Source organism: Nocardia asiatica NBRC 100129, assembly GCF_000308415.1.
Classification (GTDB): Bacteria; Actinomycetota; Actinomycetes; order Mycobacteriales; family Mycobacteriaceae; genus Nocardia; species Nocardia asiatica.
In genome coordinates this window covers 16,865-38,482 of the sequence record NZ_BAFS01000081.1, presented here as the reverse complement: position 1 = coordinate 38,482, position 21,618 = coordinate 16,865, and the positions used below count along the sequence as shown (strand labels likewise).

Below are 21,618 nucleotides of genomic sequence, written 5' to 3'. Positions count from 1 at the left end.
GGGGTGCGCTCGGCGCGTGTGGGTGGAGCACGGCCATCGTGGATACGGCTTGCTTCGTCGTGGCATGGCATCTCGGCATGGCGGCGTTCGCTCCTTCGTCGCTTGCGCGGCGGCCGCGCAAACGCGAGCCGGGCCGCGAACGGCGGATGCTCGGTCTCGCTTCGCTCGAAACCGGGGGTTGAGGTGCGCTGGGCGCGTGGGTGGTGAAGCACCGGAATCGTGGATGCGGTTGCCTCTTCGTGGCTGGCATCTCGGCATGGCGGCGCTTGCTTCTGCGACGCTTGCGCGGCGGCCGCGCGAACGCGAGCCGGGCCGCGAACGGGCAATGCTCGGTCTCGCTTCACTTGAAAGACGTGGTTGGGGTGTGCTGGGCGCGTAGTCCCGGAGTTCGGGATATAGCGCATGGCTGTTCATGAACTGGCGGCAAGTGATGCGGTTTGTTCGCGGACCCCTTGTTGTTTCCGTGATCGCCGCTTGCTCTCAGCGCGGGTCACCGGGCCAGGAAGTGCCAGCCGAGCCATGCCCACACCAGTACGGCGGTGATCTTCGTTGCCCGGGTACTGGTCAAGTACGCGATGGTCTCGCTCAAAGAGGCGATCGAGTCCCGGCGCAGCCGTGTGACCGCGACTGTGGCCAGGGCGATTGCCAGGAGCAGGCAGAACCCGGCGATGACTATGGCCCGGTCGCTCATCTCGACACCAGCCACCATCCGGCGCCCAGCCAGACCAGCCATCCGGCGAACCGCAGCGGCCACTGTTCGAGCGCCGGATCCAGCAGCGTGGACAAGCTCGGGTGTTCCCGGCTCGGCTGGTTCAGGGCGGGTTGCCGCAGCAACGCGTAGACCTCCCAGGCGGACGCCGCGACCAGAAGCGCCGACCATACAGCCACGCCGCGCCCGAGCCGGGTGGTGCGCGCAGGCCGCTCGGTTCGCACGCGGAAGGCAAACACCATCGCGACCAGCGCCGCCACCGCCACGAGCGCGGTCGCCGGCCAGCTGAACGGACGGGTCGCGGCGCCGCACACCGCCAGCACGAGACCCATCGTCAGCAGCGTCAGGCGCCACCGGAATAGACCTGCCAACCGCGCCGGTTGCTCCGTCATATGCGCAGGATAAGGCCCTGAATGGCCGGAACCGGGCAGGTTGGCGCCGCAACGTCGGAAAGCGGTCGCCGAGTTCGACCCGCGCCGAGCGAGCCGTTCAGCCGCCGGCGCGCAGAAGGCCGGAGATCAACAACAGCACCGACTGCTGGGTTTGCGCACGCGCGAGATCGCGGTCGGCGGCGTGCGCGACGATCAGGGCGGCCTCGCTGACCACGCTGACGATGAGCTGGGCCAAGACGGGTACCGGGGCGTCGGCGATCAACCCGGCGGCGCGGGCGCGCTCGAGTTGTGCGGTGATCAGGCCGAGGCCGTGGGCGGACTCGAATTCGCGCCACGCCTGCCAGCCGAGCACGGCGGGGGCGTCGGTGAGGCCGATGCGCAGCATCGCGGGCCGTTGACAGAACTCCAGGAACAGACCGAGCCCTGCCGCCATGCCGGCCATCACGTCATCGGGATCGACCGCGGCGATGGCCTTTTCGATCTCCTCGGTGGTCTCGACTTCGATCTGCTCCAGGACCGCGAGGAACAGTCCTCGTTTGTCGCCGTAGTGGTGGTGCAGCGCCCCCCGGGTGACACCGGCCTCGGTGACAAGTTCCTCGGCCGAGGTTCCCGCGAAGCCGCGCTCGGTGAACAGACGGCGTCCGGCCTGTTCGAGCGCGGCTCTGGTGGCGCGCGAGCGGTCTTCCTGGCTACGGCGTGGCATGCAGCCGAGTGAACTCCAGAATCGATCGGGTGAGCAACTCGGGCTGGTCTTCGGAAATGAAGGTGTAGGAGTCGTCGATCAGCTCGAGCGTCGCGTTCGGCAGATCACGAGCCAGGCGTTCGGCGAAGGACACCGGGAAGATCCGATCTTCGCGCGCCCAGGCCAGCAGCACCGGGATGTCGATGTCGGCGAAGTGGCGCGCGGCCTCCAGCGTGTACCGGCGATGGGCCGATTTCAGGAAGCGCCGCAGGTCTTCGCGGATCGCGGCGGAGTTCCGGCTCGGCAGCAGATAGGAGTCGATGATCTCCGGCGGTATCGGCCTTTTGGTGAGCCAGCCGAAAGCCAGCGGCAATCGGTGCAGCGCCCGGACGCGCAGCACCTCCGTCAGCGGGCGGATCGATCCGGGCACCTTCGCCAGTAGTGGAAGCGCCGTGAACGGCTGCGGTAGGAAGCCCTCGTAGCTGTCCACCGAGGCGAGCACGACGCGGCCGATCCGGGACCGATCGCGAGTGAGCAGCACCTGGGTGATCGCGCCGCCGGTGTCGTTGGCGACCAAGGTGACGTCGGTGAGGTCGAGACGCTCGAGGAACGCGGCGATCAGGTCCGCCACGCCGACCGGGGTCAGCTCCGCGTCCGGGACCGGGATCTCGTGTGAGCCGAGCGGCCAGTCCGGTGCGAGGCAGCGGTATCCGGCCGCGGCGACGGCGGGCACGACGTTGCGCCAGATGTCCGCGTTGACGAGCAGCCCGTGCACGAATACGACCGGAGCGCCCTCTCCTGTCCCGTGGTAGCGAATACGGCCGCCGGGCAGCTCCACCTCTTGGGTGCGGCCGAGTGCTGTGCTTGTTGCCATTGGTCCTCCCAGTTCCGAACGGATGCCTCCACTTTTACATACATACGGTATGTATGTCTACGTGCGGACGCACCGTCCCGAACTAGCGGATGACCGCGTCGACTATGACGTCGTCGCGTACGACGTAGTAGCCGGAAAACGCCCGCACCGTCCCATCGATCTGGCGAGCCGACAGTTCGATGTGCACGGTGTCGCCGCTCTGCCCGGTGATCCGCACCGCGTCGTGCGCGGTCGTCGACAGACCTGCCACGAAGTGCTCGTAACTGGTGTCGAGATTCCGGCCGCCCAGCTCCCACGCCCGTCCGTAGTCCCGCCGATTGATGGCGTCGAAGTACGCGGTGACGATCCGCGCCGGACCGGTCGCCGGGGCCGGCGTGGTCGTCGTGGAGCGCGCGCTGCTGCGCGACGGCGTGGTCGCGGCGGTACGGGAGCCCGGGCGCGACGGCGTGGCGGTGCGGGCGCTGGTGGTCGTCAGCGACAGTCCCGACCCGATGGCCGAGGCTTTCGGATCGGCCGACTCGTCGCCGGGCGCCACGACCAGCACCACCGCCACCACCGCGGCGGCGGCGAGCACCACTCCCCCAGCGATGACGGCGGGATTGCGGCCCGGCGCGGCACCCTCGACCTGCGGGCTGGCATTCGACGGCCGCGCCAGGGCGACGGACTTCGCGCCGCACCAGGTGCAGAATCGCCCTGCTCCGCCGCGCGGTTCGTGCCCGCAACTCCAGCACACACCCGCCCCGCAGGCGGTGCAGTGCCGTTGCCGCCCACCGGACAGCGGTTCCCGGCATCTCCAGCAGTTCGCCATTTGTGACCCCCGCACCGCGCGGCGCTCAGCCGAGGATGGCCTTGACCGCGATTTCCAGCGCGCTCACCACCGCGGCGAGCGAGGCCACGCCGGCGACCGACCGCCCGACCGCGTGCAGGAATCCGGAGAGCACCAGCCGGTTCGGGCGTTCCTTCGCCGCCTCGGCCACCGCCTGCCGCGTCGTTTCCTCGACCAGCCGCCGGTCCGGCAATTCCGCGTCGTACCGGCTGATCCGATCGAGCAGATCGTCCAGGGCGGAACGCAATTCCGCCACGGTTCGCGGAGCCGGAATCGCGGCCGCCTCGGCGGTGCTGTTCGACAACGTGCCGTCACCGCCGGCGACGACGGAATTGCTCATGTTCGCATCCCTGCCGATGGAAACTCCGGTATTGCTTCCGACATTCTTCGTCATTCACTTTCCCTTCTGCGCAGCAAACTGTTTCTCGAGGATTCGGCGGGTGCGGAAGCGACCCGCGCGGAAGCGCCGCCGATGGCGGAATTCACCAGATTGGCGTCGCCGTTGATCGTCACACTGCTGTTGATGATCTGCTCGCCACGGCGAATCAGTTCGTCCGGATCGACGTTGCGCTCGGACAGGAACTGGGCCAGTGTCTCGAAGATCTTCTTCTCGACCGTCTTGGTGAACATCTCCTGGTCGAGCAACTGGAAGTAGCGGTGATAGCGGATCGAGCGGCCACGCCGGTCGACCCGCAGATCGCCCGCCTCCTCACGGACGCTGATGAGCGCGCCGTGATCGAAGGTGAACACTTGGCCGACCTCGCTCACTTGGCGGGCGTACTTGCGTTCCCTGCGGAATTCGCCGAGCAGTTGCCGGATGGCGTCCGGCACGGCGTGCCAGTAGATCCGAGGCAGGCGCAGGAGGCTGCGACCGGCCAGGCGCAGCACCTGCCCCGGCCGCGGACGCAGCAGCAGGTCATCGATCTCGTGGTACGCCTGCCGCAACGGCGGCAGGGCGCAGTAGTTCGCCTCCACGAACAGCGATGTGGTGCTGACGGCGAGGCGAACGAACGCCGTCCACACCGCCTCCCCGCCCCAGCCGACGAACTCCGCGGTCAGATAGGGGCGCGCCCGGTCTTCGGGGGAAGTCATCAAGGACTCGATCGTCGTCTCCGGCACGCGATCAACGGGCCTGCCCGCGGGATCCGGCAGGAATCGCTCGTCGTGGTGGATGTCGCCGCCGTTGACGAACAGCCGGTTGTAGACGTTCAGCCCGCGCAGGTCGAGTTGCGCGATCTCCTTGCGGAGGCGTTCGTTCAACTCGACCGCGGTGAACGGGCGGACCGGCTCCTGATCCGATCCGGGCTTGGTGATGTCCAGCGCCATCGACCACGCCGAAAGCGGCCACCCGTGACCGAGGAACGGCTGGTAGCCGTGATACGCCGTCACATTGCCGTCGGAATAGGCCGCGACGTGCTCGATCTGTTGCCGGACCGAGGGCTTACGCGGTGTCGGAGCCGCCGAGGCGCGAAACCTGCCGCGCCGCAGGGAATTCGCTGTTCCGCCCCAGCGGGCGAAGCACCCTTCGCCCCACACGGCGAGCCAGCCGACGAGAAAGGCCGCCAACGGCAGTGGCGAGACCAAGCGAAAAGGATCGAGGATCAACAGCAGGCCGAGCGGCCCGGCGTCGAGATCGGCCGCGGCGATCTGATTCCCGACGACGACGACCATCGTCGCGATCAGCACCAGGTTGCGGGCGAGCTGCCGCTCCCGGGCGGCGACCGCGTGCTTCGCCACCGCGACGAGATCGACGCCCGGCGACCGGGCCACCGATCGCAACGGTTCCTCGAGCACCTTCTCGACGACCTCGGATGCCAGCGCGCTGTCGAAATGAACCGCGGCGCACAGGTAGCGGGTGGCTTCTTCCCCGCGCATCGCGGCGGCTTCACGGCCGCGCCTCGACGGTTCCGCGGACTCCGTTCCGCCGGAGCGCGCACCACAGTTCCCGCAGAACGCGGCGCCTTCGGGATTCGATTCTTCGCATTCTGGGCATCGCACAGGAAGAGCCAAGCATTCGGCCGGCATCGGGTCTACGAAAATGCTTGCGCTGTACCAACTCTGATCGACACATCGCCCCGCCAGGGTAATTCAAACCCGCACACGCCCTTGTTGAGCAAGATCTTGCACGGCGAGTAATCGCGTTCCCGCACGAACTGGTCGCCCGGAAAACCGGCGGACGGAATTCCGATTCATTATGGACGCTTGACCAGGTGGCCGCTACGGTTGATCGCAAGCGAACGACAGGGAGTGCACATGACGGTGTCCGATCCGACCCGGCTGCCGCCCGGCACCCGCGAACTGGGGCTGGCCGAGATGGCGGCCGCGATCGCGGACGGCGCGATCGGTTCGGCCGCGGCGGTCGGCGGCGCGCTGGACCGGATCGACGCGGCTCAGGGCACACTGAACGCCTTCCGGGTGGTGCGCCGGGAACGCGCGCTCGCGGAGGCCGCCGACGCCGACCGGCGGCTGGCCGCGGGGGAACGGCTGCCGCTGCTCGGCGTGCCCGTGGCGGTGAAGGACGACACCGATATCGCGGGCGAGCCGACCGCGTTCGGGTGCGGCGGCGAGTTCACGCCGAAGACCGAGGACGCCGAATCGGTCCGTCGCCTGCGCGCGGCGGGCGCAGTGATCGTCGGGAAGACCAACACCTGCGAGCTCGGGCAGTGGCCGTTCACCAGCGCCGCCTGGTTCGGCCACACCCGCAATCCCTGGGACCGCACCAGAACGCCGGGCGGCTCCTCCGGCGGAGCCTCGGCGGCCGTCGCGGCGGGACTGGTCCCCGCGGCCCTGGGTTCCGACGGCGCGGGCTCCATTCGCATCCCCGCCGCGTGGACGAACCTCGTCGGCATCAAGCCTCAGCGCGGGCGGATCTCCACCTGGCCGGAGCCCGAGGCGTTCTACGGGCTCACCGTGAACGGGCCGCTGGCCCGCACCGTCGCGGACGCGGCGCTCCTGCTGGACGCCGCCGCCGGACCGCATCACGGCGACCTGCACACACCGGACCCGATCACCGCCTCCGACGCCGTCGGCCGTGATCCCGGCCGGTTGCGCATCGCCCTGTCACTGCGCATCCCGTTCACCGCGACCAGGACCGCTCTGGATCCGGAGGTCGAGCAAGCGGTACGGCACACCGCCGACACGCTGCGCGGCCTCGGGCACACCGTGACCGTGGCCGACCTGCACTACGGCATCATGATCGGCGCCTCGTTCCTGCCGCGCTCGCTCGCCGGAATCCGGCGGGTGTACCACCGGACGCCCGGCCTCCAGGTCGATCCCCGCACCGCCGCCAACGCCCGATTCGGGCGCGTGCTCGACGGCCCCGCCCTCTACGCGGCGCGGCAGCTGGAACCGCTGCTGCACAGGCGAATCGGCCACTTCTTCCGCGACTACGACGTCGTCCTCGCGCCGACCACCGCGACTCCGCCACCGCGCGTGGAGGAAATCGACGGCATCGGCGTCAACGCCACCAACAATCTGATCACCGCCGCCTGCCCCTACACCTGGCCGTGGAACGTCCTGGGCTGGCCGAGCGTCAACGTCCCCGCCGGGTTCACCGATTCCGGCCTCCCCGTCGGCGCTCAGTTGATGGGCACGGCGAACTCCGAACCCCTGCTCATCTCGTTGGCCGCCCAACTCGAATCCGAACTGAACTGGCAGCGCCACCGCCCCACGCCGTGGTGGTGAACTTGCCCGATGCGGACACGCCGGTCCCACTCGCCCGGGCGGCAGCAGTGATCGGCCGGGTCGAAGCCCACGCGAGTCCACTGGTATCGAGTTCGGCATATGGTCCCGGCTGATAGCTCTCGCCCGTCGTTTCCGCTCGAAGACCGCGGTCATGGCGGCTCCAGGTACAGGCGTTCGTTCGGCAGTCGCGGCAATCCGGCTGGGTTGCCGGGGACCACGGTCACCGCGTCGGGATAGTGGTAGGCGCGCCAGTCCTGGATGAAGCGTGACGCTGCGGTCGTGCAGGCGGCGAAATTCAGGCGCAGGTCGTGGAATTGGATCGACAGGTGCACGTCGTCCTCTTCGGGGCGCGGCGACAGCTGCGGGTCCACGGCGTCACCGCCTGCGGTGCGGTTGGCAAGCTCGGATCGACTCGATGACGGCCATGCCGGAAGGGCGGAAGGCATCGTGTGGTGGCGTCACCCAGACGCGGAATCCCGCCTGGCGGGCGCCCGGCGAGGGCAACGCGATCTGCGCGCCGAAGCGTGCTACCGAGACGTTGAGCCGGAACAGCTCGGCGAACAACCTGTTCTCGTCCGGCACGTCCGGCACGATCAGGAATGTCCATAGCTTCGAGCGCGGATGCGAGACGATCGGACCGATTCGCACGCCCAGACCGTGCATCCTGCCCTTCACCGCAGCCCCGAGCTGATGCGGCATGGTGATCGCGCCGACGCTGCCCGCGGGCACGATGATGCTCCCGATCTCGGGTTGCACTCTGGCGGGTAGCCCGCAGGTCTCACGATAGAAGCGGCACCGCGTCAACGGCGTATCCGCCCGCACCGGCGACAGCACCTGAGTGTCCTCCAACCCCATCCCCGCATCTCCCTGCTCGTGGTGTGATGAGCACCCGGCGCCGGGGAGCAAAGCCACCGATCAGCCGCTCACAGCCGATCGATGTGCCGTCGAGCGCAACGGCATCGACCCGGCGCCGGATGCAGGAACAGCATCCGGTGACGGCGCGACGTAATACAGGTACCAAGCAGGCATTTTGGTCCTACTCTTCCGGTATTCGACACGTCGAGGTGAGGGGTGGGGCCAGCGATGATCGACAAATGGACCGGCGCTGACGTCCTGGCGCTTCGCACCGCTATGCGGCTGACGCAGGAGGAGTTCGCGGCGGTCTGCGGGCGCGCGGTGCGCACGGTCGGGAAGTGGGAACAGCAGGGCAGTCGAGCCGTACTCAGTCCGCGGTCCTCGGATGCCATGGATACGGTGCTGGAAGGTCTCAGCCCGGAGCAGGGGTATAGGTTCTACAACGAGAGTGCATCGCTCGCATACCCGATCGCGACCTCGACACCATCGACCGGCCTACACTCGTCTCTGGATGCCGAGCTTAGGACGTGGGTCGAGATGAACCGACGTGAATTGCTTCGCCTGTTCGGCGGTGTTTCTGGCGGATTGCCTGCTGTCGCCGCAATTCTGGCGGGCCTGAATCCAGACGAACAACGACGGGTCGGTGCGGTGCTCGTCCAGCCTGGCAGAGTTGACAGCGCCACTATCGGCCGCATCGAGTCCGCGATGAATATCGCATTGTCACAGGAAGACCTCTACGGTCCGTACGCCGTACTACCAATGGTTTCCGCCCAATTGGCCATCGCGTCCGCTCTGCTGCGGGAAGCACCAGACCAGTTGCGGCCCCGCCTGCTGACCGTCCACAGCCAGCTCGCGGAAATGGTGGGATGGATGCGTTTCGATATGCGCGACTTCGATTCCGCGAAGTCGAGTTATGAGCAGGCCCGCGAATCCGCCCACGCGGCAGGCAATGACGCGCTGGTCACTCTGGTCCTGTGCAACATGAGCTACCTCGCCATATGGCGTGGCTCCCCGCGCACGGGGATCGATCACGCGGTGGCTGCGCAGAACTGGGCACGTTCGGTGGACGACGGCCGGCTTCGCTCGTACGCCGATGTCATTGCGGCGTTCGCTTACGCCGGTACCGGTGGCCATCAGGCATGTGTTGCAGCGCTCGATGCCGCCGACGCACTACTCGACAACGCTGCGCCAGCGGAGAACTCCATCGCCTATTTCCATGGGCAAGGGCTGTCGCTGTCGTTTCGAAGCGACTGCATGTACCGACTCGGACGGGCGGCCGAGGCACAGCACGCAGCCGAATCATCACTCGCTCTCATCGGTGACGACTTCACCCGCAATCGTGCAGTAGCCTACGTCGACCTGGCACACGCCCACATCGCGGCACGGGAGATCGACGAAGCCGCTCAGGTCGTCGGGGAGGCAGCCGGTCTGGCAGTGTCGTGCCGTTCCGACCGGCTCATCGGAATAATCTCCGATGCCCGAGCAGACCTCGCCCCGTGGTCGGATGCACTTTGCGTGCGCGAACTCGACCAACTGCTGGCGAACTACGAACTCCTCAATTCCCGGATGTAGATGTCGAACTCAGGGGATACGAACGCCGGTGTATCTTGCCGCCCTACCAGTTGCCATCCACCGATCGCCCGGTAGAACGCATGTGTATCTTTCGCCTGCGGCTGTACTGCCAGCGTCGCCCGCTGCTCTGGTCTGCTATTGAGCAGAATGTCCAGCAGTCGGCGGCCGATGCCGCGCCGCCGCGCCGACTCGTGAACGGCGAGATCGATCACCGCGAAGGTCCTACCCGGCCATTCGCGCGTGACATCCGGTGATACCGGCTGCTGGAACCCGTCCCACCAACCGGTGCTGGTGCTCAGAGTGGTTCCGTACACGAATCCGACAAGACGCCCGTGAGATTCCGCGAGGGCGATACCGAAGCCAGGCTTGGCGATCATGCCGCTGAGCATCTCTCGATGCCGCTGCGACTCGGTCTCCGGCCAAACGAAGGGGGGTGCCGAGAATGCCTCGACGTACAGCTCGCAGATCGCATCGAAGTGGTGCCGGGCGGCGTCGGCGGTTCCAAGCCGAACCACTGTCGCGTCGTTCATGGACCCGACCATAGATCCGACCTGACGAGCATCGGCGGGGAACACCGGACATCGATCTCGGTACCGCTCGATCCGCATCCGCACTTCAGTGGCACCGCCACTGGATCGACCCGCTGTAATGCCCCGGCAGGAGATGCGCACTACCTCCGGTAGGTCGAAGTCGGCTGTGCCGGGCGACTTCCCGCGCTACGGCAAGGTCGGTAAGGTCCAGGCGATGTCGAACTCACGCATCGACGAGATAATCGCCGGCAAGCTCGCCTGGACGGAAGTGGACCTGCTCAACATCAACGACGGTTCGGCGGAGCCGTTGCGAAAAGCATTGGAAGAGTTCGGCATTCACGTCAACTATCGACCGATTGGACAGGCTCGTCATCTGGTCACCGCGTTGGGCGGCGACTCCCCGGTTGCACCTCATGTGATCGTGAGTTGTCACGGCGACGATGGGCGGATCCTCCTGCCTGAACTCGGCGGGCCGGTAGCCGAGGTCCAGCCCTTCAGCGGACGAATGGGCCCTGAGCACATCCGGGCGCGTCTGCGGATACCCGGCAGCATCGTGATCTGCACCGGCTGCGAGACCGGAAACTCGTCCTTGGCCGAAGCGTTCCTGGACGTCGGCGCAACGACCTACTTCGCTCCCAGCGACGCGCCCGACAGTCACGCTGCGTTCTTCGCCGTGCTGCTCTTGTTCTACGAACTGACTGCGGGCCGAGATTTCCAGAGCGCAGCCGACCGTGTCCGTGCCTACGACGGCGAGCTTTCCATGTGGAAGCTTTGGACCCGCTGACCGCGCGAGACCCGGTCGACTTCGCCTCGAGTACCGCTCAGAAGCCGAGTTTGCCGAGTTGCTTGGGATCCCGCTGCCAATCTTTCGCCACCTTCACGTGCAGATTCAGATAGATGCGGGTGCCGAGGATGTGCTCGATCTGTTTGCGGGCGTTGGTGCCGACTTCTTTCAAACGCGAGCCGCCCTTGCCGATGACGATGGCCTTCTGGCTGGGGCGCTCGACGTAGAGCAGGGCGTGGACGTCGAGCATGTCCTCGCGTTCCTCGTACGGCAGGACCTCCTCGATGACGACGGCCAGCGAGTGCGGTAGTTCGTCGCGCACGCCTTCGAGCGCGGCCTCGCGGATGAGCTCGGCCATCAGCGTTTCCTCGGGCTCGTCGGTGAGTTCGCCGTCGGGGTAGAACGCCGGGCCCTCCGGCATCTTCGAGGCGATGACGTCGACGAGAACTTCCACCTGCTCGCCCTTGACCGCCGACACCGGCACCACGTCGGCGTCCGGGCCGAGCAGTTGGGAGACGGCCAGCAGTTGCTCGGCGACCTGGTCGCGGCCAACCTTGTCGATCTTGGTGACCACGCCGAGCAGTGTCGTCTTGGGCGCCATCTGCCTGATCTGCTGCACGATCCAGCGGTCGCCCGGACCGATCTTCTCGTCGGCCGGGATGCACAGCGCGATGACGTCGACTTCGGAATACGTATCCCGCACAAGGTCGTTGAGGCGCTGGCCGAGCAGGGTGCGCGGGCGGTGCAGACCAGGAGTGTCGACCAGAATCAACTGCGCGTGGTCGCGGTGCACGATGCCGCGAATGGTGTGCCTGGTGGTCTGCGGGCGCGACGAGGTGATCGCGATCTTCGCGCCGACCAGCGCATTGGTCAACGTCGACTTGCCGGTGTTCGGCCGGCCGACGAAACAGACGAAGCCGGAACGGAATTCGTCCTTCTTCCGCGCCTCAGCCACCGCGCACCTCGCCCGCGTCGGCGCTCACCGCGTCCACCGCGTCCGCGGAGTCGTCGACGATCTCGAACACCGCGCCGTCGCGGTCGGTGAAGATGATCCGCGTCTCGGCCGAGACCTCTCGCACCGCGGCCACCCCGAAGTCGGACAATCGTCCGCCGACCACCACGGCCGCCTCGAACCCCTCCGCGCCGCTGGACAACGCGGCGGCCACCGCGGCTTGCAGCGCCGTCAGCCGCAACGCGGTCAGCGAAACCTCGCCCGCGGCATAGGTCCGGCCGTCGGTGTCACGGATCGCCGCTCCGCTCGCCCCGCCGGTGCGGCCCAGCGCGCCGCGGGCCAGCACGACCAGCTTGTTGTCCTCCGCGTCCAGTTCGGTCATTCGGTGTCTCCGTCCTCGTCGCGATCGGCCGGCGTCTCCCGTTCCGATCCGTTGGCCTTGCGCTTGCCATTGGGATTGTCGCCGTTTGTGTTTCCGGCGGGGACCTTCTCGCGCGCTTTGCGCACCACGACGGTGTTCACCCGCATCCGCCCCCGCGCATCCGCTCCGCCCTCCCCGCGCAGCACCAACCCGTATACCTCGATCTTCGACCCGGGCAGCGGCACGCGGCCCAACTCGTGGGCGAGCAGGCCGCCCACGGTGTCCACGTCCTCCACCTCGATCTCCAGCCCGTACAGCTCACCCAGGTCCTCCACCGGCAGCCGGGCCGAGACGCGGTAGCGGCCGTCGCCGAGATCCTCGACGGGCGGGGTCTCGTCGGTGTCGTACTCGTCGGCGATCTCACCGACGATCTCCTCGAGCACGTCCTCGATGGTCACCAGGCCCGCGATCCCGCCGTACTCGTCCACCAGCAGCGCCATGTGGTTGCGCCGCAACTGCATCTCGTCCAGCAGGCTGTCCAGCGGTTTGGAGTCGGGCATGAACACCGCGGGCCGCATCACCTCGCGCACCCGCACCTTGCGGCTGCGATCGGCATACGGCACAAGATCCTTCAGGTAGACCACACCCAGGATGTCGTCCACGTTCTCGCCGATCACCGGGATCCTGGAATGCCCGGAACGCACCGCGAGCGACATCGCCTGCGCGGCGGTCTTGTCCGCCTCGATCCACACCATCTCGGTGCGCGGCACCATCACCGCGCGCGCCGGTGTGTCGCCGAGTTCGAAGACCGACTGGATCATGCGCCGTTCGTCGTCGGCCACCACCCCGCGCTCACCGGCCATCTCGACCACCTCGCGCAGCTCGATCTCGGAGGCGAAGGGGCCGTTGCGGAAACCCTTACCCGGGGTGATCGCGTTGCCGAGCAGAATCAGCAGCCTGCTCAGCGGACCGAGCAGCGCACCGATGAGCTGCAGCGGCAGCGCCGCGGCCAGCGCGATCGAGTACGCGTGCTGACGGCCCAGCGTGCGCGGCCCCACGCCGACCACCACATAGGACACCAGCGCCATCACCAGCGCGGTGACCAGCAGCGCCCAGTTCCTTTCCCAGACCGTCATCAGGCCCGCGGCCAGCAGCACCGTGGCGCCGATCTCGCACAGAATGCGCAACAGCACCATGAGGTTCACGTAGCGGGCCCGGTCGGCGACGATCCGGCTCAGCCGCACGGCGCCGGGCCGGTCGGCGCGCATCAAGTCCTCGACGCGGGCGGGCGAGATGGTGTTCAGCGCGGAATCCACACCGGCGAACACCCCACCCAGCGAGACGAGCAGGACCGCGAGCAGAACAAGGGTCAGGGAGTTCACGCGGAACCCAGGGAGTCACCCGGTGTGGTGAAGCCCGCCTTGCCCAGCAACCGCGCGTCCCGCTCGGCGAGTTCGGCGCGGCGCTGTGCCTCGCGCAGGCTCTCGTACCACTCCTCGAGCAGCCGGGCCTGCAGCGCGAACATCTCCTTCTCCTCCTCCGGCTCGGCGTGGTCGTAGCCGAGCAGGTGGAGCACGCCGTGCACGGTGAGCAGCGCGAGTTCGTGGTCCAGCGGGTGCCCGGCCTTGCGCGCCTGCCCGGCGGCGAACTCCGGGCACAACACGATGTCGCCGAGCATGGACGGGCCCGGCTCCGGGCTGTCGGGCCGTCCGCCCGGCTCGAGCTCGTCCATCGGGAAGGACATGACGTCGGTCGGGCCGGGTAGGTCCATCCAGCGCATGTGCAAGTCGGCCATGGTGTCGAGATCGACGAGCACCATCGACAGCTCAGCGGCCGGGTGCACGTCCATCCGGGCGATCACGAACCGCGCGACGCTGACCAGCTCTTCTTCGGGCACGTCGATACCCGACTCGTTGGCGATCTCGATGCTCACTCGAACAGCCTACGATCCCGGCGATCGCGTCGCCGGAGCGGAGCCCCGCCCGGCGAAACGAGTTACCGCCGGTCCGCCCGGCTCGCCGCGCGGCGCTGCGCCCGGTTGCCGCCGTAATGCGGGGCGACCGGCGGCCGCGTTTCCGCTTCGAAGCGGTCGTAAGCGTCGACGATGTCCGAGACCAGACGGTGGCGGACCACGTCGCTACTGGTCAGCTCCGCGAAATGGATGTCCTCGATCTCGGTGAGGATCTCGCTGGCCGCGCGCAGGCCCGACCGCGCGCCGGTCGGCAAGTCGACCTGGGTGACGTCACCGGTCACCACGATCTTCGAGCCGAACCCGAGCCGGGTGAGGAACATCTTCATCTGCTCGGCGGTGGTGTTCTGCGCCTCGTCCAGGATGATGAACGAGTCGTTCAGAGTACGTCCGCGCATGTAGGCCAGCGGCGCCACCTCGATGACACCGGCCGCCATCAGCTTGGGAATGGCCTCCGGATCCATCATGTCGTGCAGCGCGTCGTAGAGCGGGCGCAGGTACGGGTCGATTTTCTCGTTCAGCGTGCCCGGCAAGAAGCCCAGGCGCTCCCCCGCCTCGACCGCGGGACGGGTGAGAATGATCCGGTTGACCGACTTGGACTGCAGCGCCTGGACCGCCTTGGCCATGGCCAGATAGGTCTTGCCGGTACCGGCGGGGCCGATGCCGAACACGATGGTGTTCGCGTCGATCGCGTCGACGTAGCGCTTCTGGTTCAGCGTCTTGGGCCGGATGGTCTTGCCCCGCCGGGACAGGATGTCCAGGCTGAGCACCTCCGCGGGGGACTCGCTGGAGCCCTCGGTGAGCATCGAGACGGTGTGGCGCACCGCCTCCGGGGTGACCACGCGGTTGCGGCCGGTGAGCGCGACCAGCTGCTCGATGACCCGCTCGGCGAGCGCCACGTCGGCCGCCTTGCCGGTGAGGGTCACGGAATTGCCGCGGACGTGGATGTCCGCGTCGAGCAGCGATTCCAGTTCACGGAGGTTCTGGTCGGCCGAACCGAGGAAGGGGAACACGGATTCCGGAGCGAGTTCGATACTCGAGCGCACGGTGCGCGCTGCGGGACCCGAACCGTTGTCGCCGGCGCCGATGCCCGCCGCTGGGGTGGCCGGGTCGCCGATCTCGCCTTGTGTTCTCAAAAGTGGCTACAGCCTGCTTTCCGGTCTCGACTGCGTTGTTGAGACGAGTTTAACGCGCCCTACCGACACGGCCCAGTGGATAAGACGCCGATCGGAGCGGCGACCACCGCGAAGCTCTCACCAACGGGGAGTCAGGGCGCCGAGCGCGCCGAGGGCGACCGCCGCCGCGGTGGAGGTGCGCAGAACCGTCGGGCCGAGCAGAGTCACATCCGCGCCCGCCTCGGCCAATGCGGTGAGTTCCGCGTCGTCCAGGCCGCCTTCCGGACCTACCACCAGGACGATCGCGGTGGCACCGGCGAAGGGCAGGTCGGTGAAGCGGGCGGAGCCGGACTCGTGCAGCGCGGCGACGACCGCGCCGTTTGCCTTCGCCGTGCGAACCAACTCCAGCAAGTCCTTGGTGCGGTGCAGGTCGGCGACCTCGGGGATGTAGGCCCGGCGGGACTGACGGGCGGCCGCGCGGGCGGCGGCCCGCCATTTGCCGACCCCTTTGCCCGCCTTGCCCTCCCAGTTCGCGACGCAGCGCGCCGCCTGCCACGGGACGACGATGTCCGCGCCCGCCTCGGTCATCAGCTCGACCGCAAGTTCGGAGCGGTCCGATTTCGGCAACGCCTGCACGACGGTCACCGGCGGCGTCTGCGGGGCGGCCAGCACCCGGTCGCGCACCGCGAGTTCGAGCCGGTCGCGGTGCGCGGCGACGACCTCCGATTCGGCGAGCACGCCCCGCCCGTCCGAGAGGGTGATCGGCTCGCCGACACGGATGCGGCGCACCGTGGCGGCGTGCCTGCCCTCCGGGCCGTCCAGCACCGCGACCGCGCCCGGCGCGGGCACCTCGTCGAGGTAGAAGACCGTCGCGGCCACCTAGCGCCCGCTGAACGAGGCCCGCAACCGCGCGAACAGGCCGCTGTTGTGCTCGGACTGCGCCGACATCACCTCGGCGCGCTCGCGCTCGCGCATTCCCTTGTACTTGCGCAGCAACTCGGTCTGCTTGCTGTCCAGTTTGGCCGGGATCACGATGTCCAGATGCGCGAGCAGGTCGCCGCGCGCACCGGAGCGCAGCCGGGGCATGCCGTGCCCGCGCAGCACCGAGATCTCGCCGGGCTGCGTGCCCGGTGGGATGGTCAGCTCGGTCGGGCCGTCGAGGATGGTGTCGATCACGACGGTGGTGCCCAGCGCCGCGTCGACCATCGGCACCCGGATGGTGCAGTGCAGGTCGTCACCGTCACGGACGAACACGTCGTGCGGCTGCTCCACGATCTCGACGTACAGGTCACCGGCGTGACCGCCGCCCGGGCCTACCTCGCCCTGCGCGGCCAGCCGCACCCGCATGCCGTTCGCGACACCGGCCGGAATCGGCGCGGCGATCTCGCGGCGCGCGCGCACCCGGCCGTCGCCGCCGCACTTGTGGCACGGGTCCGGGATGGTCTCGCCCGCGCCCCGGCAGGTGGGACAGGGACGCGAGGTCAGCACCTGGCCGAGGAAGGACCGCTGCACCGACTGGACTTCGCCCGCGCCGCCGCAGGTCTCGCAGCGCACCGGCTTGGAGTTGCCGTTGGTGCCGGAGCCCTGGCAGATGTCGCACAGGATCGCGGTGTCCACGGTCAGGTGCTTGGTCACGCCGACCGCGCACTCGGCCAGGCTCAACCGGGTGCGGATCAGCGAGTCGGCGCCCGGCTGGACGCGCCCGCGCGGCTTGCGCGCGCCGGTGGTTCCGCTCATGCCGCCGAAGAACGCCTCGAAGACGTCGCCGAGCCCGCCGAAGCCCGCGCCGTTGAAGCCGGCCCCGCCGCCGCCCGATTCCAGCGGGTCGCCGCCCATGTCGACGATGCGCCGCTTCTCCGGATCCGACAGCACCTCGTAGGCGGTCGACACTTCCTTGAACTTGGCCTGCGCCGCCTCGTCGGGGTTGACGTCGGGGTGGAGCTCACGCGCCAGCTTGCGGTAGGCCCGCTTGATCTCCTGATCGGTCGCGTTCTTCGCGACGCCGAGCAGTCCGTAGTAGTCCCGTGCCACTTTGAGTCTCTAGTCCTTGGTCGTTCTCGACGGTGCCGCCGGTGCCGCGCCGCGTAGGAAGCGCGCCGACAACAGCATTAGTCTCGTGCACTCAACTTTATCCGCCCGAAGGGTCGAGCGTAGCAGTGGCATCGCCGACCGGGTTTCCGGTCAGCGCTCGGCGAGGACCTCGCCGATGTAGCGGGCCACGGCCGCCACCGAAGCGATCGTGCCCGGGTAATCCATCCTGGTCGGGCCGAGCACCCCCATACCGCCGAGCACCGCACCGGCCGCGCCGTAGCCGGTCGACACCACCGAGGTGCCGCGCATCTGCTCGACCTGCGTCTCCTCCCCGATGCGCACCGTGACCGTGCCCGGGTGCTGCGCCGCGGCGAGCAACTTGAGCACGATCACCTGCTCCTCCAGCGCCTCCAGGACGGCGCGCAGCGAACCGGGGAAACCGAAGTCCGCGGCGTTGCGCGTCAGGTTGGCGGTGCCGCCGAGCACCAACCGCTCCTCCGGGTGCTCCACCAGTGTCTCCACCAGCACGGTGGACACCCGCACCAGCACGTCGCGCAGCCGCAGCGGCGCGTGCTCGGGCAGTTCCGCGACCGCCGCCGAGGCCGCGGCCAGGCGCTTGCCGTCCATCGCGCCGCCGAGCATGCCGCGCAGCGCGGCCAGGTCCTCGTCATCGATCACCGCGCCGAGATCCACCAGGCGCTGATCGACCCGGCCGGTGTCGGTGATCACCACCAGCAGCAGACGCGCCGGGTTGAGCGCGACCACCTCGATGTGCCGCACCGTGGACGCCGACACCGTCGGGTACTGCACCACCGCGACCTGCCTGGTCAGCTGCGCCAGCAAGCGGACGCCGCGGCGCAGGACGTCGTCGAGGTCGACGCCCGACTCCAGGAACTCCATGATCGCCCTGCGCTCCGCCGGCGACAGCGGCTTCACCTCGGAGATCCGGTCCACGAACTGCCGATAGCCTTTGTCGGTCGGGATGCGGCCGGAGCTGGTGTGCGGCTGGGTGATGTAGCCCTCGGCCTCGAGCACGGCCATGTCGTTGCGCACCGTCGCGCTGGAGACACCCAGATTGTGCCGCTCGACCAGCGTCTTCGACCCGATGGGCTCCTTGGTCGCGACATAGTCCGCGACGATCGCGCGCAGGACCTCGAAGCGCCGATCCTCGGTGCTCGACATCGGCCGCACCTCCTCGCTCTCGTCTCCCGGTCGCGCCGTACCCGGCGCCGACGCCCCGCGCCCACCACGCAGCGCAGGCGAATCCCGGTTCGTCTGTTTATCCAGTCTAATTGTCGAAAGCCGAATCGCTCGCCCGCAACGCCCCCGGTGGGGGCGGGGCCCCCGTCCCGCAGCAGCTCGGATCACAGCGAAGCGGGACGTGCTCGGGGTGGACCCACGAGCACGTCCCGCTCGGTGCGGCGATCAGCGGGCGACGGCGGCTTCCACCACCGCGGCCACGGCGTCGGGCCGGGAGACCAGCGAAGCGTGGATGGGTTCCTCCTCAGTCCTTCGCGAAGTCGAGCAGATCGGCGTCGAACGCCTTCTCGAAGTCGCCGCACAGGCCGTGCGGAGCGCCGGGATACACCTTCAGCTGTGCCCTCGGCAGCAACTCCGCCGTTTTGGCGGCGGCCGCGGCGAACGGCACGATCTGGTCGTCGTCGCCGTGCGCCACCAGCACCGGGATATCGATGCCAGGCAGCTCCGCGGTGAAATCGGTCTCGGAGAACGCCGCGACGCAGTCCAGCGCGCCTTTGAGCCCCACCTGCATGCCCATCAGCCAGAAGTGGTCGCGCAACCCCTGCGAGACGTTCGATCCCGCGCGGTTGGCGCCGAAGAACGGGACCGCCAGGTCCTTCCAGAACTGCGACCGGTCGGCGGCCACGCCCGCGCGGATGTCGTCGAACGCCGCGATCGGCGTTCCTTCCGGATTGGCGTCGGTCCGCAACATCAACGGCGGCACCGCGCCCAGCAGCACGGCCTTGGCGACCCGCGAAGTGCCGTGCCTGGACAGGTACCTGGTCACCTCCCCGCCGCCGGTGGAGTGCCCGACCAGGATCGCGTCGGTGATGTCCAGCTCGTTCAGCAGCGACGCCAGATCGTCGGCGTAGTGGTCCATGTCGTGCCCGTCCCACACGTCGCTGGAGCGGCCGTGCGCGCGCCGGTCGTGCGCGATGGCGCGGTAGCCGTTGCTCGCGACCAGGTGCATCTGGTTGTCCCAGGCGTCCCCGTTCAGCGGCCAGCCGTGGCTGAACACCACGGGACGTCCCGAACCCCAGTCCTTGTAGTAGATCTCGACGCCATCGGTGGTGGTGATCCTCGGCATGACGGTTCCCTTCGATCCGGATGGAATGGACTACGCCTCGCCGGGCACCGCGGGAGCGTGCTCGCCGAGGAATCGCAACGCGGTGTCGGCGACCGCGCGCCAGCCGTGATCGGCGGGCATGGAGTGGCCGCGATCGGCGAAGACCACGAGTTCGGTCACCGCCTTGTTGCGGCGCTGGATCCGGTAGGCCGAGCGCACGGTGGCCTCCGGAACGGTGCGGTCGAGGCCGCCCGCGATCATCAGCAGCGGGCCGCGTTCGCCACGGGTGTCCACCGCCGCCTCGCTGCGCGGCACGAAGTTGGCCACGCCGGCCTGGAACAGCGGACGCGCGGGCGCGGGAATGGCGAATTCCGCGAACAGCTCGTCGGACTCCGCCCGGGAGACGCCGTTGGCGAACGCGCGGTGGTAGCTCTCGGCCGTATGCGACCAGGTCTTGGACTGGACGTCGCGTCACCCTGCCTCCTGCGGCGAACCGCGATCGACCCCTGTCGATCGCCGCTCGACAGCGTATGACGGGCAACCGCCGGAAAAATGACTGTCGGTGCACGATCCTGGGCTCAGGATGCACAGCCGGATGCGCCGAGTTCATGCGAGGATTGCCGAATCTGTCTCAATTGCGACGGAGGCTGTCATGACGGTCGTGTTCAATACGGACACCATCGCGCCGCACGAGCGGGTGGACGCGGTGTCCACGGCGATGCAGGAGGCATCGGTCCCGTCGCACGTGGTGCTGGACGGGCCGGATGAGCAGGTCCACGCCACGTTCGACGTGTGGCAGTTCGGCGACGCGAGCGTATTCCGCGCCCGCACTTCGGGCATTCAGCTGATCCGCACGCTCGAGCAGGTGCGCAGCTCGCCCGCGCCGGTGCTGGCGATCGCGGTGCAGCAGGCGGGCGACGGGCACTACGAGCAGGGCGGCGTCCACCGTGTCGTGCGTCCGGGCGAATTGCACGTCATGGACCTGAACGCGCCCTACGACTTCAGCTGGCACGGTGACGGCGCGTCGACCTGCCTGCACGTGCCGCTCGATCAACTCGGCCTGCCCGCCGATCTGATCAGCCAGGCCGCGACCAGGGTGCAGGACAGCCCGCACTACCGGCTGGTGGCCGGCCACATCGCCCAGCTGACCGCCGACGCCGACGCGCTCAGCGCCGACCCGGCGGCCGCGCTGTCCGGCTGCGCCAGCATCGAATTGATCCGCGGGCTGCTGCTTTCGGCGGGCAGCGACGACGGCAACAGCTCCGTCGTCCCGGCCGACATCCTGCTGTCACGGATCCGCGCCTACGTGCGGCGCAACCTGGCCGACCCCGACCTCGGCGCCGAACAGATCGCCAAGGCCCACAACATGTCGGTCCGGCAGCTGTACAAGGTCTGCGCGAACGCGGAATACAGCCTCGAGCAGTGGATCATCAGCCAGCGGTTGGAGCAGGTGCGCGGCGATCTGGCTCAGCAGAAGCAGAAGCACCGGACGATCGCGATGATCGCGCGACGCTGGGGTTTTCGCGACCCGAGCCATTTCGCCCGGCGCTTCCGCGCCGCCTACGGGGTCTCGCCGCGGGAATGGCGCAGGCTCGCCCGCACGGCGGACGAGCCGTAGCGGTCAGCCGCGGTCGCTGGATCTCGCGTGTTTGCCCGCGAGGGCGTCGAGCCCGAGCATCGCGAGCAGCGACTCGCAGTCGGTGGCGTTCTGCGCGTAGCTGGCCACGGTGCGGGCGGCGACGGCGCACTGGCGCGCATTCTCCGCTTTCTCCGCCGCTCGCGCCTCCGCGAATTCGCCCGGTTCATGGATAAGGGTGATGTGCCGTGCCGACGCCATGAGTCTCCTTGGGGTTGGTCGCAGACTACGCGGCCGCTCGGCGGCGCGTAACGGAAACGGACGCGTAGTTCGCGCGACCGCCGCACCCGCCGACCGGAATCGGCTCGTCCGGCAGGTCCTGCGATCGACCGCGGCACCGG

Annotated in this window: 26 protein-coding genes; 5 read left to right on the top strand and 21 right to left on the bottom strand. The window is 68.5% G+C overall.

Annotated features, from left to right (window positions below):
• Nucleotides 1-182: hypothetical protein (locus ON27_RS44295; protein WP_218002968.1), on the top strand; the 182-nt coding region annotated here is incomplete at its 5' end.
• A gap of 308 nt (nt 183-490) precedes the next feature.
• On the opposite strand, the gene ON27_RS08200 is transcribed toward ON27_RS44295, so the two are convergent.
• The 7 genes from ON27_RS08200 to ON27_RS08170 form a co-directional block, all read right to left on the bottom strand.
• Nucleotides 491-691, bottom strand: a complete 201-nt coding sequence (locus ON27_RS08200) for a DUF6186 family protein (protein ID WP_157227119.1) — start codon at nt 689-691, stop codon at nt 491-493.
• Nucleotides 688-1,101 carry a hypothetical protein gene (locus ON27_RS08195; RefSeq protein ID WP_043721945.1) on the bottom strand — a complete coding sequence of 138 codons (414 nt, stop codon included), beginning with the start codon at nt 1,099-1,101 and terminating at the stop codon, nt 688-690. Before ON27_RS08195 ends, ON27_RS08200 begins: the two co-directional genes overlap by 4 nt.
• 97 nt (nt 1,102-1,198) lie before the next feature.
• Entirely contained in the window at nt 1,199-1,804 is a 606-nt protein-coding gene (locus ON27_RS08190; protein ID WP_043721944.1) for a TetR/AcrR family transcriptional regulator, read from the bottom strand.
• Nucleotides 1,791-2,657 (bottom strand): alpha/beta fold hydrolase, encoded by an 867-nt coding sequence (locus tag ON27_RS08185; protein WP_043721943.1) that lies wholly within the window; start codon nt 2,655-2,657, stop codon nt 1,791-1,793. The genes ON27_RS08190 and ON27_RS08185 overlap by 14 nt, the downstream gene beginning before the upstream one ends.
• 82 nt (nt 2,658-2,739) lie before the next feature.
• Entirely contained in the window at nt 2,740-3,390 is a 651-nt protein-coding gene (locus tag ON27_RS08180) for a hypothetical protein (RefSeq protein ID WP_169334492.1), read from the bottom strand.
• A gap of 100 nt (nt 3,391-3,490) precedes the next feature.
• Nucleotides 3,491-3,823: a DUF5955 family protein gene (locus ON27_RS08175; protein WP_043721941.1), complete on the bottom strand. Its 333-nt coding sequence runs from the start codon at nt 3,821-3,823 to the stop codon at nt 3,491-3,493.
• A 50-nt stretch (nt 3,824-3,873) separates the two neighbouring features.
• Nucleotides 3,874-5,358, bottom strand: coding sequence for an AbeC-like domain-containing protein (locus tag ON27_RS08170; RefSeq protein WP_043721940.1), 1,485 nt, complete (start codon nt 5,356-5,358; stop codon nt 3,874-3,876).
• Between the two features lie 378 nt (nt 5,359-5,736).
• Between ON27_RS08170 and ON27_RS08165 the strand changes: the two genes are divergently transcribed.
• Nucleotides 5,737-7,167 carry an amidase gene (locus ON27_RS08165; RefSeq protein WP_051046338.1) on the top strand — a complete coding sequence of 477 codons (1,431 nt, stop codon included), beginning with the start codon at nt 5,737-5,739 and terminating at the stop codon, nt 7,165-7,167.
• Nucleotides 7,168-7,316: 149 nt separating this feature from the next.
• Here the strand turns inward: ON27_RS08165 and ON27_RS08160 are convergent, their stop codons facing one another.
• Entirely contained in the window at nt 7,317-7,538 is a 222-nt protein-coding gene (locus tag ON27_RS08160; RefSeq protein ID WP_043721924.1) for a hypothetical protein, read from the bottom strand.
• A gap of 4 nt (nt 7,539-7,542) precedes the next feature.
• Complete coding sequence (locus ON27_RS08155) at nt 7,543-8,022, bottom strand: hypothetical protein (RefSeq protein ID WP_051046337.1); 480 nt, start codon at nt 8,020-8,022, stop codon at nt 7,543-7,545.
• A 228-nt stretch (nt 8,023-8,250) separates the two neighbouring features.
• Here ON27_RS08155 and ON27_RS08150 point away from each other — a divergent pair, with 228 nt between their 5' ends.
• Nucleotides 8,251-9,594: a helix-turn-helix domain-containing protein gene (locus ON27_RS08150; RefSeq protein WP_043721921.1), complete on the top strand. Its 1,344-nt coding sequence runs from the start codon at nt 8,251-8,253 to the stop codon at nt 9,592-9,594.
• Here ON27_RS08150 and ON27_RS39765 read toward each other — a convergent pair.
• Nucleotides 9,567-10,124: a GNAT family N-acetyltransferase gene (locus ON27_RS39765; protein WP_157227117.1), complete on the bottom strand. Its 558-nt coding sequence runs from the start codon at nt 10,122-10,124 to the stop codon at nt 9,567-9,569. The genes ON27_RS08150 and ON27_RS39765 overlap by 28 nt on opposite strands.
• 166 nt (nt 10,125-10,290) lie before the next feature.
• On the opposite strand from ON27_RS39765, the gene ON27_RS08140 reads away from it, so the two are divergent.
• Nucleotides 10,291-10,908, top strand: a complete 618-nt coding sequence (locus tag ON27_RS08140) for a hypothetical protein (RefSeq protein WP_245559859.1) — start codon at nt 10,291-10,293, stop codon at nt 10,906-10,908.
• Between the two features lie 37 nt (nt 10,909-10,945).
• On the opposite strand, the gene era is transcribed toward ON27_RS08140, so the two are convergent.
• The 10 genes from era to ON27_RS08090 form a co-directional block, all read right to left on the bottom strand.
• Nucleotides 10,946-11,863: a GTPase Era gene (era, locus tag ON27_RS08135; protein ID WP_043721918.1), complete on the bottom strand. Its 918-nt coding sequence runs from the start codon at nt 11,861-11,863 to the stop codon at nt 10,946-10,948.
• A complete protein-coding gene (locus ON27_RS08130) occupies nt 11,856-12,242 on the bottom strand; it encodes a cytidine deaminase-like protein (RefSeq protein WP_043721917.1) in 387 nt (128 codons plus the stop codon). Before ON27_RS08130 ends, era begins: the two co-directional genes overlap by 8 nt.
• A complete protein-coding gene (locus ON27_RS08125; protein ID WP_043721913.1) occupies nt 12,239-13,603 on the bottom strand; it encodes a hemolysin family protein in 1,365 nt (454 codons plus the stop codon). The genes ON27_RS08130 and ON27_RS08125 overlap by 4 nt, the downstream gene beginning before the upstream one ends.
• The gene (gene ybeY, locus ON27_RS08120) at nt 13,600-14,154 is read right to left on the bottom strand and encodes an rRNA maturation RNase YbeY (RefSeq protein ID WP_043721909.1); all 555 of its coding nucleotides are present in this window, start codon (nt 14,152-14,154) and stop codon (nt 13,600-13,602) included. Before ybeY ends, ON27_RS08125 begins: the two co-directional genes overlap by 4 nt.
• A gap of 62 nt (nt 14,155-14,216) precedes the next feature.
• A complete protein-coding gene (locus ON27_RS08115; RefSeq protein WP_043721970.1) occupies nt 14,217-15,278 on the bottom strand; it encodes a PhoH family protein in 1,062 nt (353 codons plus the stop codon).
• A 165-nt stretch (nt 15,279-15,443) separates the two neighbouring features.
• Nucleotides 15,444-16,184: a 16S rRNA (uracil(1498)-N(3))-methyltransferase gene (locus ON27_RS08110; protein WP_043721907.1), complete on the bottom strand. Its 741-nt coding sequence runs from the start codon at nt 16,182-16,184 to the stop codon at nt 15,444-15,446.
• A complete protein-coding gene (gene dnaJ, locus ON27_RS08105) occupies nt 16,185-17,336 on the bottom strand; it encodes a molecular chaperone DnaJ (RefSeq protein WP_043721902.1) in 1,152 nt (383 codons plus the stop codon). It lies immediately after the preceding gene.
• 150 nt (nt 17,337-17,486) lie between these two features.
• Entirely contained in the window at nt 17,487-18,518 is a 1,032-nt protein-coding gene (hrcA, locus tag ON27_RS08100; protein WP_043721898.1) for a heat-inducible transcriptional repressor HrcA, read from the bottom strand.
• A gap of 322 nt (nt 18,519-18,840) precedes the next feature.
• The gene (locus ON27_RS08095; protein WP_043721895.1) at nt 18,841-19,662 is read right to left on the bottom strand and encodes an alpha/beta fold hydrolase; all 822 of its coding nucleotides are present in this window, start codon (nt 19,660-19,662) and stop codon (nt 18,841-18,843) included.
• A 30-nt stretch (nt 19,663-19,692) separates the two neighbouring features.
• Nucleotides 19,693-19,968, bottom strand: a complete 276-nt coding sequence (locus tag ON27_RS08090) for an alpha/beta hydrolase (RefSeq protein ID WP_051046335.1) — start codon at nt 19,966-19,968, stop codon at nt 19,693-19,695.
• A gap of 325 nt (nt 19,969-20,293) precedes the next feature.
• Between ON27_RS08090 and ON27_RS08085 the strand changes: the two genes are divergently transcribed.
• A complete protein-coding gene (locus ON27_RS08085) occupies nt 20,294-21,259 on the top strand; it encodes a helix-turn-helix domain-containing protein (protein WP_043721890.1) in 966 nt (321 codons plus the stop codon).
• Nucleotides 21,260-21,262: 3 nt separating this feature from the next.
• Here the strand turns inward: ON27_RS08085 and ON27_RS08080 are convergent, their stop codons facing one another.
• Nucleotides 21,263-21,478 carry a hypothetical protein gene (locus ON27_RS08080; protein WP_043721887.1) on the bottom strand — a complete coding sequence of 72 codons (216 nt, stop codon included), beginning with the start codon at nt 21,476-21,478 and terminating at the stop codon, nt 21,263-21,265.
• Between the last annotated feature and the right edge of the window lie 140 nt (nt 21,479-21,618).